The organism is Myxococcus vastator, from assembly GCF_010894475.1.
GTDB lineage: Bacteria > Myxococcota > Myxococcia > Myxococcales > Myxococcaceae > Myxococcus > Myxococcus vastator.
On record NZ_JAAIYB010000247.1, the window covers coordinates 1 to 12,186 of the forward strand.

Genomic DNA, 12,186 nt, shown 5'->3' on the forward strand with positions numbered 1-12,186 from the left:
CTGTACGCCCAGATGAACGAGACCGAGCGCCGCGAGGACCGGGGCAAAACAGGGCAGGGACAGCGCCGAACGAATGGAGCAGAACTGGGCGTAGAAAATCAATGCGACCACGGGGACGCCCGAAGCCATCCGCTTCCTGCGTGCTGTACTCAGGAACAGGAACGCGGTGTACCCGTCCGTCAGCAGACCCAGGGCCAGGAGGAACCAGGCCAGCGCGTTCGCCACGGCGACCACGGTCTGCATCACTTTGTATCTCCTGGACTGCTCGCATCACGCCCGCGGATGCGCGGAGTCGTAGACCTGCTGAAGCTGCTCCCACGTCACCTGGGTATACCGCTGCGTGGTGGACAGGCTCGAGTGGCCCAGCAGCTCCTGGATGCTGCGGATGTCCGCGCCGCCGCCCAGCAGGTGCGTGGCGAAGGAGTGGCGCATCGCATGCGGGCTCACCTTCCGCGTCAGCGCGCACTTCAGCACGTACGTGTCCAGGTGCCGCGCGATGCTCCTCGGCGTCAGCCGGCCACCCCGGAAGTTGAGGAACATCGCCTCCGGCGCCTGGTCCTTCCGAATCGTGGCCAGCAGCTCTCCCCTCCTCGCGAGGTACGCCTCCAATGCCCGGATGGACTGCGCATTCACGGGAACGAGCCGCTCCTTGCTCCCCTTGCCCATCACCCGGACGATGCGCCCGCTCCGGTCGACGTCCAGCAGGCCCAACCCGCACAGCTCACTGATACGCAGGCCGCCGCCGTAGAGCAGCTCCAGAATCGCCTTGTCCCGCAGCCCAAGCACCGTCTTCAGGTCGGGCATGTCCAGGATGGCGAAGACCTCCTCCACCGGCAGCACCTTCGGCAGCGTCTTCGGCAGCTTCGGGCTCTTCACCAGCTTCGCTGGGCTCGCGGGAAGCAGCTTCTGCCGCACCAGGTACTTGTAGAACGACTTGATGCTCGCCAACCGCCGCGCCCGGCTCGCCGGGGCGTGGTCCGTGCTCAACGTGCCCAGGTAGCCACGAATCGCCGCGTGCGTCCCCGACAGGAGCGACAGCTTCATCCGCTCCACCAGGTAGCGCTCGTAGTCCACCAGGTCGATGAGGTAGTTGCGCACCGTGTGCGGGGACGAGCCCTTCTCGTCCTCCAGGTGGGCGCGGAACTTCTCCAGCAGCGGCGACAGGCTCGTCATCGGGGACGAGCCTACGGGCCGGAGAAATCCTTGCAAGATCCGCGGTGAAGCTACGGCACCTTGGCCGGAGCCGCGGCAGGCGCTACTACCGCCGCCGGAGCCGGCTCCGGCTGGGACGGCAGCACCGCCAGGCAAGTGTCCTGCGACAACCAGCCCGCGTGGCAGAACCAGGTCAGCAGCGGAATCCGGATCTGCCAGAGCAGGACGAAAATCACCGCCAATGTAATGGCCAGCTTCGTCCACCCGGACGTGCCCTCCGCCTCGTCGTCCTCCTTCTGCCGGGCCAGCGCCGAGCGCACCATGTCCATGCGGTCCACCCGGGCGTTCGACGGCAGCTTCGGACGGCGCGTCACCAGCGAGGACAGCTCCGGCGTCAGCATCAGCCGGTCATTCAACGCCCAGCCCGAGCCCTCCAACAGCAGCGCAAGATTGCGCCTGCGCAGCTTCAGCCAGCCCAGCAACCCCGCGGGCGCCATCACCACGATGGCAATCAACGTCGCCGCGGAGATGAGGTCCACCAGCGTCAGCGACTTCACCTGCGTCATGATGAACGCGAAGGACGACCCCAGCGCCGCCGCCGCCAGGCCGCCCGCCGCCACGATGCCCGCCAGGCCGCCCCCCGCGGGCGCCGCCGCGGCAGCGGGAGCCGCGCCCGCCGCCGGAGCAGGCACGTTCGTCGCGTTCGTGTAACCCTGCTCCAGCGTCGTATCGAAGGTCTTCTCGCCCGCCGACGCCAGGCCCTCCACCTTCTTGGTGATGAACGCGCCGATGCGCGTAAAGGGCATGGTCATCGCCTCCCACAGCGACACGGGCTGACGGACCACGTGCGTCACGATGGCGTCGCTCTCCACGCCGGCCACGTCATAGAAGACGCCCCGCTTGCCCACCGCGAGCTCCGTGCTCCGGCCGCTCGTCACCGGCACCGCCACTTCGTACCCGGGCGCTCCGTCCTTCGGCGCCACCTGGACGTAGAGGATGCAGGTGGTCCCCAGTGACGTCAGCGCGGAGTGCGCGGCCCGGTTCGTCACCAGCACCGACAGCGTGTACTTCCGCCCGCCCAGGATGAGCGTCCCCCGCTCCACCAGCGCCGACCGCTTGGGCATGTAGAGGCTGGGCATGCTGATGAAGTTGTTCGTGAACAGCAGCAGCCAGCGCTGGTAGAGCACCAGCCGCTCCAGCTCGTTGATGGCGTCCAGCGTGGGCTTGAGCGCGAGGTCCGCCGCGCTCGCCGCGTCCAGGGCATCCAGGTCCGCGTCCGAAACCGACGGCAGCGTGTCCATCAGCTTGCGCACCGGGCTCGCCTCGAGCTGCGCCTGCCACGCCAGCACGCCGTCCGCCTTCGCCGCCAGCGCCCGCCACGCCGAGTCCGACAGTCGCTGCGAGTCCCCCGTCATCGGCGTGGCGACGTCCGTCCGGAACGCCTCCAGCGCTTCGTACGCGGGCCCGCGCAGGAGCCGGGACCACTCCAGCACGCCCGACGCATCCGGCGGGGCAACAGGCAGGTCACCCGCCGCCTTCCCCAGCGCCGCCACGTCACCCAGCGCGCCCTCCACCCGCTCCGCGCGCAGGCGCAGGCTCGCCGCCGCTTCGGGCTGCGCGGCCACCAGCCGGCACTGCACGAAGTACGCATCCAGCAGCGGCGCCACGTCGCGCACGCGCTTCGCCGTCTCCAGGCTGACGTCACCCCAGACGAACGCGGCGCCTTGCTTCTCCCGGTGCGCCAGCAGCGCCGCGCGCTCCTCGCGGAAGCGCTTCACCAGCGTCGCGTCCACGCCCGCCTGCCCCGCCCGGTTCGTCAGCGCGGGGAAGCTGGCCATCAGCGCCTGGGCCAGGGGCCGCAGGTGCTCGGGCAGGTGCGCGGGCGCGATGATGCCATCCCCGTTCTGCCCGGACTCGCGCAGCGCCTTCTCGCTCTCGCGAACCTGCGCCAGGGAGATGCGCCCCGCGTCCGTCGCCTTCAGCGTCCGGAGAATCATCTCCGCCGCGCCGCGCAGGGGCCGCGCCTCCTCGCTGAGCGCGTCCAGTTCCAGCACGTCACTGGCAGCGTCCGCGCCGCGCCGGTCCTTGAGCTGCCGGGCCGCCCAGTCCACCGCCGCGCGCACCTCCGCCACGCGGATGCGGCCGTTGCCGTCCGCGTCCATCAATGTCAGCAGGCGGGGATCACAGCTCAAGCCCTCCAACGGGCACGCCGTGGCAATCCACTGCGTTTCGGGGATGCGGATCGCCTCCACCAGCACATCGAAGGAGGGGATGTCGACCTGGAGCGAGCCGCCGTAGCGGCGATAGATGAGCGAAGCCATACGGGCGGCGGAAGTAAGCACACCGCCCGGCGAAGCGCACGATCCTCAACAGTCAAAACTACGGCGTCGCGGGGACGCTGTAGATGCCCGCCTTGGGCCCCTGCGTAATCGCGTACACGGCAAGCGAGTCATTCTTGCCCCCGAAGGACACCGGCACCTGGACGCCCTGGTCCAGCGTCTTCCGCGCCTGCGTCTTCACGTCGTACACCGCCACGTCATACGTGTCCGAGTCCATGCGGGCATACGTGACGAGCACCCGCTGGCCGTCCTCGGACAGCTTGTAGCTGAAGATGCCCTGCAGCCACGTGCGGGGGTCCGCCTGACGGGGCAGGTCCATGGCCATGAAGTCACACGAGCGCCCATTGCGGATGCAGTTGGTGCGGAACACCACCTGCCCGTTGCCCGGCGTGAAGCCATAGCCGAAGACGCCCTGCTGCACCTTCGCCGCCCGCTCCTCGCCCAGGGTGTACAGCATCAGGTCCACCGAGTACGCGGGCTTGAGGATGCGCGAGAGGAACGCCACGTAGCGCCCGTCCGAGCCCCAGACGAAGTTGGGCACGCGGCCCCCCACCTGCTTCGTCTTCCCGTCCGGCAGCGCGGCCACCGACATCAGCCCCGCGTTCGCCGTCGAGTCGTACTTCTCCAGGAAGCCCACCGCCTGCGAGTCCGGCGAGAAGGCCAGCTTCTCCACCTGCACGCCCAGCTTGCGCCCCGCGCCGCCCGTCGCCGGGCCCAGGTGCAGGTCCCCAGGCACGTTCGGCTTGCCATTCTCCGTGCGCGCCAGCCACTTGCTGTCGGGCGAAAAGGCAAACACCCCCGAGGCCACCGCCAGCCGCGTCGCCTTCAGCTCCGGCAGCGCCGCCAGGTACAAGTCATACAACCCCCGCACCGACTCGCTGCGCACCTGGAAGGCCACGCGCTGCCCATCCGGGGAGACCTCGTAGTCTCCCACCTGGTCCCCCAGCTTGACGGGCGGCGCGTCTGGCTTCTCCACGGAGATGGCCGCCAGGCCCCCCGCCGCGGACAGCCGCCGCTTGAAGAGCAGCGTCTTGCCGTCCGGGGTGAACTGGGCCGTGCTGACCTCCGCCGCCACGTCCGCGAAGGGCCCTGACGGCAGCGTGCCCAGCTTCAGCTTGCCGCCATCCACGTAGGCCAGCTTCGTCCCATCCGGGCTGGGCAGCATGTAGCTGACCGCCGTGCCCAGCACGACGGGCGCCGCCTTCGCGTCCTCCAGCGACGCCACGTTCAGCGAGCCCGACTGCGTCGCCGGGTTGTAGCCGGTGACGAAGAGGACGTGCTTCGAACCCGGCGCCACCAGCTGGCCGCCCGGGACGTTCGTCACGCCCTCGCCCAGCTTGCGCGGCTCGCCGCCTTCCACGGGCACCACGTACAGCTCGCCCAGCACCATCTGCGGCGGAATGCCGTCCAGCGCGGGCTTCTTCCCATTCACCAGGTACGTGGCGAAGCGGCCATCCGGCGTCACCCGCAGGTCCGTCACGCGGCCCGACGCCAGCAGCGTGCCCTGCCCCGCGCCAGGGGCACCGGGCGGAGGCGGCTTCTGCGCCGTCGCGGCGGCCTTGGTGCGCTTCACGCCCGGCGCCTCCGAGCCGCCATTCTCACCCTGCTTGCAGCCCGTGCCCGCCATCACCAGCGAGGACACCAGGCCCGCGGTCCACAGCCGCCCCTGCCGCATCCGCATCATGCGCTCCTCTGGTCAACGTGCTCGGGGGCGCCCGTCGCCGGGACGCCCGCGTGCGGCAGCCATGCCGCCAGGTCCTGCTTCGCTCGCGCCGAATACGCCGCGCGCTTCTCCGCCTTCTTCATCCGCCCGGTAATCGGCGGGAAGATGCCGAAGATGATGTTGGAGGGCTGGTGCGGGTAGTCCGGCGGGTGCGCTTCCCCCGTCACGTGCCGCAGCAGCGCGCCCATCGCCGTGGTGGCCGGCGGCGGCACGAAGTCCGCCCCCGTCAGCCGGGCATGCAGCGCCAACGCCACCAGGTATCCACACGCCGCGCTCTCCACGTAGCCCTCCACGCCGGAGACCTGCCCCGCGAAGTAGAGCCGGGGCTCCGTCTTCAGCGACAAGTCCTTCGCCAGCAGCCGGGGCGAGTCGATGAAGGTGTTCCGGTGGATCTGCCCCATCCGGAGGAACTCCGCTTGCTGAAGTCCGGGGATGAAGCCGCTGAAGATGCGCTTCTGTTCACCCCAGGTCAGCCGCGTCTGGAAGCCCACCATGTTCCAGGACGTGCCACCCACGTCCTCCATGCGCAGCTGCACCACCGCGTGGGGCTCCTGGCCCGTGCGCGGATCTCGCAAACCCACCGGCTTCATGGGCCCGTAGGCCAGGGTGTCGTCGCCACGCTCGGCCATCACTTCAATGGGCAGACACCCTTCGAAGTACTTGGGTTCCTCGAAAGCGTGCGGCACCACCTTCTGGCCCGCCTTCACCTCGGCGATGAAGCGGTAGTACTCGTCCTTCGTCATCGGCAGGTTGAGGTAGTCGTCCCCGCCGCCCTTGCCGTAGCGGCTCTGGCGGAACGCCACGTTCATGTCGATGGAGTCCGCCGACAGGATGGGCGCGATGGAGTCATAGAAGTAGAGCTTCGTCCCCACGTGGCGCTCCAGCTCCCGCGTCAGCGCGTCCGACGTGAGCGGTCCCGTGGCAATCACCACCGGGCCCTCTTCGGGCAGGCGCTCCACCTCGCCGGCCACCAGCTCCACGCCGGGCAGGCGCAGCAGGGACTCCGTAATCGCGGCGGAGAAGCGCTCGCGCTCCACCGCCAGCGCGTCACCCGCGGGCACCCGGTTCGCGTCCGCGGCGCCCAGCACCAGCGAGCCCAGCGCGCGCAGCTCCGCGTGCAGCAGCCCAATGGCGCTCTCCGGGTTGTCCGAGCGCAGCGAGTTGCTGCACACCAGCTCCGCCAGCGCGTCCGACTTGTGCGCGGGCGAACGCTTCTGGGGCTTCATCTCCCGCAGCACCACCGGCACCCCGCGGCGGGCGAGCTGGTAGGCGCACTCCGTCCCCGCCAGGCCGCCGCCAATCACCGTCACCCGCTGCTTCTGATCCGCCATCCGCTACCTCCAGGCCCGCGCCGCGGGGCCGTCCACCAACTGTTAGCAGGACTGACACGCCCGGGCCCAGCGTCGATTCAGCCGTGTGCAACCCCACGCTTTCGCTCCGGACTCACGCCTGGCTGGCTGCCCACCAGCCCACCTTCGCCCCCGGATGGAAGGCGCGGTTTCCCTACCTGGGTTGCACCCCTACGTTTCTCGCGTTCGCCGCTCGGGGGCGGCCTGCATCCGGGCGAGCGCCACTGAACTCGAAGACTGGGAGTACCGAAGCCATGGCCACCCGCCGAATCCAGGACCTGAACCGGGTCCGTGAACTCCTGCAGCGCCGCCGCCGGGAGATCCTCAGCGCCAACGAGGGTGCGCACCGCGAGCTCACCGCCCTGAAGAACCAGGAGCGGGACCCCGAGTACGAAGAGAACGCGCAGTCCGAGCTGGCCGACTACACCTTGTCCAGCCTGATGGAATCGCAGCGGCGCGAAATCATGCTCATCGACGCGGCCCTGCGCCGCATGGAGATGGGCGTGTTCGGCGAGTGCGTGGACTGCGGCTTCGAGATTCCCATCGAACGCCTGGAGGCCCTGCCCTTCGCCATCCGCTGCGAGGAGGACGCCAGCATCCATGAAATCGAGACGCGCGGCGGCCCCATGGCCAGTCCGTCCCTCTGAGGCGCCGCGAGCGCGCGCTCCCGGTGCCGCCCCGGGAGCGTGCTACTCGCCCTCGTTCTGGAGCACCACGAAGCGGTAGTTCTCCAGCTCGTTCTGCCCCGCCGTGTAGAGCACGGTGAGGAGCATGTCGTAGGGAATCTTCTTGTCCGCGATGACGGACAGCTCCCCGCTGAAGGGCGCGGACGGGTTGCGCGCGGCGATGTACTTCAGCTTCTCCACTTCCTTCTTGAGCTGCGCATCCAGCGGCAGCACCAGCCGCCCCTGGAGCTGGTCGGCCGGGAACTGACCGTTCCGCAGCCGCAGGACTTCCCGCTCACCCACCAGCACGTTCCTGGGCGTAATCGTGACGGCCACGGTGTCCTTGGGCGTGGCGCGCGTGGAGGACACGGGCGGACGCACGTCCTCGGACGCCGTCACCGCCGCGGACGACGAGGCGAAGGACTTGAGCAGGAACACCAGGAGGATGGTCATCATGTCCATCATCGCGGTGATGTTCAGCTCCTTGATTTCCCCCGCCGCCTCGCGCTCCTTGCGCTTCTTGCGCGCCAGGGCCCGGCGGTAGCTCAGCCGCGCCACGGCTTCCGCGTCAGGCGTGTCCATGGCTCAGAGGGCTCCCAGCGTGACGTCGGGGAACAGCAGTCGGCGCTCGCGGCCCTGCGTCTCACGGATGGCGTCCAGCGTCTGCGTCAGCGTCTCGTAGGGGACGTCCGGGTCCGCGCCCACGATGACCTTCGTCTCCTTGGGGAAGGCGGACTTGATCTCCACCATCTTCGCGTTGAGCGCGCTGAAGTCGTGCGCGCCGTCCGCCTTCACCGGGATGGTGGGCGTGCCCGCCTCGCCGAGGATGGCGTTCTCACTGCTGACGAAGTGCCCCTTCCTGGAGATGAGCACGGACAGCGTCAGCTTCGGCGCGTCGTCCGGGTTCTCCTGGGCCATGCCCGTCGTCGGCGCGCCGTAGGCGGGGGCGTTGACGTTGATGATGCCGAACGTCGTCAGGCCGGTGATGGACAGCAGCATGAAGATGATGAGGTTCATGAGGATGTCGAGGTACGGGACGATGTTCAGCTCGCCCGCCTCTTCCTCCTCACGGACCTTCAACTTGCGCCGGGAGTAGTGGAACGCCATGGCCGCGTGCCCGTGCGCGCTACGACGCGCGCGCCTCGAGCTCCGTGGTGGCCGGGTCCACGGAACCGCGGCGCGACAGGAGGTTCTCCAGCTTGAGCGCGTGGAGCTCCATCCCCTCCACCATGCTCTTCGCGTACGACGTGAGGAACAGGTGGAAGACGATGCAGATGACGGCGATGGAGAGCGCGAAGGCGGTGTTGTTCATCGCCTTGGAGATGCCGTCCGACAGCAGCACCTGCTTCTGCTCCGCCGGCACGTTGCCCAGCGCCTGGAACGTGCCGATGAGGCCGAAGATGGTGCCCACCAGCCCCACCAGCGTGGCGATGTTCGCCAGGGACCACAGCCAGGGGATGCGCTTGGACACGTTGGGGCTGTGCTCGACGATGGCCTCCTCCACCGCCTTGGAGACCTCAATCTCCCCGCGGTTGGCGTTCACCAGGCCCGCGCGGACCACCTTGGCCAGCGGCGCGTTGGGCGCCATGCCGCACACCTTCACGGCGCGGTCCAGGTTGCCGCTGCGCACCAGCTTGGCGATCTGCTCCATGAAGGGCGGCGCGTTGAGGTTGTAGCGGAACACCAGGGTGACGACGCGCTCCAGCGCGACCGCCAGCGAGCACGCCAGCCAGAACAGGTTCACGAACATGAACGGTCCGCCATCCTTGAAGAACTTGATGACGGAGTCCGTGACGCCCAGCTTGCCCCCTTCCGTGGCCGCGAGGGTCACATCCAGCAGCAGCTCGCTTACCGAGGGAATCATTGCGCCCAGAGTCCTTTCGACGCCCGCCCCCCGGGGCGCGCCCCTTTCGGACGCGGGCACCCGTTCGACGTTCCCGGGGAGGGAGCAGCCTGGACTTCTAGGGCGGGCCCGCCAAGGCTGTCAAGCCGAGGACGGGCCATGCCCATGTAACTACTGGGCTTTCAAGCAGCCGAGGAGGCTTCGGGTGACCCACCCGGGCCCCCGGGCTGCTCGGTGATTTCGCGCCGGTAGTCGCACTCCTTGTTGGGGCACGCCACGTACGGGCCGTCCCGCTTGGAGAACTTCTGGAGCAGGTAGGGCGACGCGCAGGTGGGGCACGGCTCGGCCAGCGGCCGGTCCCAGGCGGCGAACTTGCAGTCCGGGTAGCGGTTGCAGCCGAAGAAGATCTTCCCACGGCCGCTGCGGCGCTCCGTCAGGTAGCCCTCCTTGCACTCCGGGCACGACACGCCAATGGAGATGGGCTTGGACGTCTTGCAGTCCGGGTAGCCGGAGCAGGCCAGGAAGCGCCCGAAGCGGCCCCGCTTGATGACCATGGGCTTGCCGCACTTCTCGCAAATCTCGTCGGTGGTCTCCTCCTCCACCATGACGATCTTGCCCTCGGCGTCCCGCTTGAAGTCCTTCGTGTTCTTGCAGTCCGGGTAGTTCGAGCACGCGAGGAAGTGCCCCATCTTCCCGAACTTGATGACGAAGAGGTTGCCGCACTTCTCGCAGGGGATGTCCGTCTTGATCTCCTCCCGCTTGACGTCGCGCATCTCCGCTTCGGCCTTCTCGAGCGTCTCCTTGAAGGGCCCGTAGAAGTCGTGCAGCACCGCCTTCCAGTTGGCGCCGCCCTCGGAGATCTGGTCGAGCTTCTCCTCCATGCTCGCCGTGAAGGTGACATCCAGCTCGTGGGGGAAGTGCTTGACCAGCATCTCGTTGGTCATGTTCCCCAGGTCCGTGGGCCGGAAGCGCCCCTCCAGCTTCTCCACGTACTTCTTGTCCTGGATGGTGGAGAGAATGGCGGCGTAGGTGGACGGACGGCCGATGCCGCGCTCTTCCAGCTCCTTCACCAGCGTGGCCTCGCTGAAGCGCGGGGGCGGCTGGGTGAAGTGCTGCTCGTGGAGCAGCTTCTGGAGGTTCAGCGCGTCACCGTCGTTGAGCACCGGCAGCTCGCCCACGGCGTCGGCGCCCTCCGCGGCGTTCTCGTCACCGGCGGCCTTGGCTTTCTCCTTCTCCGCCTCTTCCTCCGGCGTCAGGCCGGCGCCGTACACCGCCAGGTAGCCGGCGAACTTCAGCGTGCTGCCAGAGGCGCGGAAGGTGGCCCGGCCCGCGGCGATGTCCGCGCTGGTCTGGTCATAGACGGCGGGCTTCATCTGACACGCGACGAAGCGGTTCCAGATGAGCTCGTAGAGGCGGTACATGTCCTCCTCGCCCATGGCCTCGAAGAAGGGCTTCACCCGCTCCGGCGGGTACTCCAGCGACGTGGGCCGGATGGCCTCGTGCGCGTCCTGGGCGCTCTTCTTGCTGCGGTACACCATGGGCTCGTCGGGCAGGAAGTCCTTGCCGTACTTGCCTCCGATGAACTCGCGCACCTGCGTCACCGCGTCGTCGGACAGACGGGTGGAGTCCGTGCGCATGTACGTGATGAGCGCCGTCTGGCCCTCGTCACCCAGCGGCACGCCTTCGTAGAGGCGCTGCGACAGCGTCATCGTCTTCTTCGCGGTGAAGGACAGGCGGTTGGCCGCCTCCTGCTGGAGCTTGGAGGTGATGAACGGCGCGGGCGCGTTGCGGCGGCGCTCGCGGCGGTCCACCTTGGCGACGACGAAGTTGGCCGTCTGGAGCTCGGCGACCAGGCTCTCCGTGAAGACGCGCTCCTTCAGCTCCACCTTCTTGCCGTCCAACTTGGACAGCTTGGCCTTGAACGGCGGAGGGCCGGAGGGGCCCTCCAGCAGCGCGTCCAGCGTCCAGTACTCCTCGGGGACGAAGGCCTTGATTTCGTCCTCGCGCTCCACGATGAGGCGCACCGCCACGGACTGCACGCGGCCGGCGGACAGACCACGGCGCACCTTCTTCCAGAGCAGCGGGGAGATTTGATACCCCACCAGCCGGTCGAGGATGCGGCGCGTCTGCTGCGAGTCGTAGTTGTCCTGGTTGAGCTGGCGCGGCTGGGCGATGGCTTCCTGGATGGCCTTCTTGGTGATTTCGTTGAAGGTCACCCGGAGCGCGTCGGGATGCGCCAGCTCCTCCTTGATGTGCCAGGCAATCGCCTCGCCCTCGCGGTCGGGGTCCGTGGCCAGGAAGACGCGGTCGGCCGACTTCGCCATCTTCTTGAGCTCGTTGAGGACCTTCTCCTTGCCCTTGATGACCGTGTACTCGGGCCGGAAGTCGTGCTCCACGTCGACGCCCATCTTGCTCTTGGGCAGGTCCTTCACGTGGCCCACGGAGGCCTTCACCGTGTAGCCGGAGCCCAGGTACTTCTTGATGGTCTTCGCCTTGGCGGGAGACTCCACGACGACCAGGTAATGCGGGCCCTTGCCACGGGGCGTGGCCTCCTCCTCCGCGTCTGCTTCCACGGTGGGGAGCTCGTCCTCGTCGCCCTTCTTGGTGCGGCGGCGGGCCGCCGTCTTCTTCTTGGCGGCGGTCTTCTTCTTGGCCGCAGGCTTCTTCTTGGCGGCGGCCTTCTTGGCGGGCGCCTTCTCCTCGGCCGCCTCAGTCTCTTCCACCTTCTTCTTCGTCCGCGTGGCCATGACTCTCCTACCTAGATTCTTTCGTACAGCCTTCCGGGGTGCTGGATGACCAGCCCCGTCAATTCCAGCTCCACCAGCGCGCTGGCGAGCGCCGCCGGGGAGTAGGTGCTGCCGACCAGCACCTCGTCGAAGCTCCGGGGAACCCGGTCCAACATCGCGAAGGCCCCCTTCGCTTCCACGGAGAGGTCCTCCCACGAGCCCATCGTCCCAGGAGGAACCGCCGCCAGAGGGTCGACTTTCAGCACCCTCCACACATCACCCGGGCCCAGGCACGCCGCCGCCTCCCCGTTGCGCAGCAGCGCGTTGCAGCCGGCCGCCTCCTCCTGGCGGACGTCACCGGGCATCGCGAACACCGGCCGCCCCTGCGC

11 protein-coding genes are annotated in these 12,186 nt (G+C 68.5%); 1 reads left to right on the plus strand and 10 read right to left on the minus strand.

The genetic code is table 11. The annotated features are described in order from the left end of the window. The 5 genes from G4D87_RS22805 to trmFO all read right to left on the minus strand — a co-directional run. Nucleotides 1-243: hypothetical protein (locus G4D87_RS22805; RefSeq protein ID WP_163784322.1), on the minus strand; the 243-nt coding region annotated here is incomplete at its 3' end. A 27-nt stretch (nucleotides 244-270) separates the two neighbouring features. Then, nucleotides 271-1,173: a tyrosine recombinase XerC gene (locus tag G4D87_RS22810; protein WP_163784323.1), complete on the minus strand. Its 903-nt coding sequence runs from the start codon at nucleotides 1,171-1,173 to the stop codon at nucleotides 271-273. Between the two features lie 50 nt (nucleotides 1,174-1,223). After that, nucleotides 1,224-3,473, minus strand: a complete 2,250-nt coding sequence (locus tag G4D87_RS22815) for a serine/threonine-protein kinase (RefSeq protein ID WP_176411952.1) — start codon at nucleotides 3,471-3,473, stop codon at nucleotides 1,224-1,226. Nucleotides 3,474-3,531: 58 nt separating this feature from the next. After that, nucleotides 3,532-5,175, minus strand: a complete 1,644-nt coding sequence (locus G4D87_RS22820; RefSeq protein ID WP_163784325.1) for a gliding motility protein — start codon at nucleotides 5,173-5,175, stop codon at nucleotides 3,532-3,534. After that, complete coding sequence (gene trmFO, locus G4D87_RS22825) at nucleotides 5,172-6,545, minus strand: methylenetetrahydrofolate--tRNA-(uracil(54)-C(5))-methyltransferase (FADH(2)-oxidizing) TrmFO (RefSeq protein WP_163784326.1); 1,374 nt, start codon at nucleotides 6,543-6,545, stop codon at nucleotides 5,172-5,174. Before trmFO ends, G4D87_RS22820 begins: the two co-directional genes overlap by 4 nt. A 272-nt stretch (nucleotides 6,546-6,817) precedes the next feature. Here trmFO and G4D87_RS22830 point away from each other — a divergent pair, with 272 nt between their 5' ends. Further along, nucleotides 6,818-7,210 carry a TraR/DksA family transcriptional regulator gene (locus tag G4D87_RS22830; RefSeq protein WP_163784327.1) on the plus strand — a complete coding sequence of 131 codons (393 nt, stop codon included), beginning with the start codon at nucleotides 6,818-6,820 and terminating at the stop codon, nucleotides 7,208-7,210. Nucleotides 7,211-7,252: 42 nt separating this feature from the next. On the opposite strand, the gene G4D87_RS22835 is transcribed toward G4D87_RS22830, so the two are convergent. The 5 genes from G4D87_RS22835 to G4D87_RS22855 all read right to left on the minus strand — a co-directional run. Then, nucleotides 7,253-7,810, minus strand: coding sequence for an ExbD/TolR family protein (locus G4D87_RS22835; RefSeq protein ID WP_163784328.1), 558 nt, complete (start codon nucleotides 7,808-7,810; stop codon nucleotides 7,253-7,255). Between the two features lie 3 nt (nucleotides 7,811-7,813). Next, on the minus strand, nucleotides 7,814-8,335 hold the full coding sequence (locus G4D87_RS22840) for an ExbD/TolR family protein (protein WP_163784329.1): 522 nt from the start codon (nucleotides 8,333-8,335) through the stop codon (nucleotides 7,814-7,816). A gap of 19 nt (nucleotides 8,336-8,354) precedes the next feature. Beyond that, nucleotides 8,355-9,092: a MotA/TolQ/ExbB proton channel family protein gene (locus G4D87_RS22845; protein WP_163784330.1), complete on the minus strand. Its 738-nt coding sequence runs from the start codon at nucleotides 9,090-9,092 to the stop codon at nucleotides 8,355-8,357. Nucleotides 9,093-9,253: 161 nt separating this feature from the next. After that, on the minus strand, nucleotides 9,254-11,818 hold the full coding sequence (gene topA / locus G4D87_RS22850) for a type I DNA topoisomerase (RefSeq protein WP_163784331.1): 2,565 nt from the start codon (nucleotides 11,816-11,818) through the stop codon (nucleotides 9,254-9,256). An 11-nt stretch (nucleotides 11,819-11,829) separates the two neighbouring features. Beyond that, the coding region (locus G4D87_RS22855) for a DprA-like winged helix domain-containing protein (RefSeq protein WP_504112563.1) at nucleotides 11,830-12,186 on the minus strand (357 nt) is incomplete at its 5' end.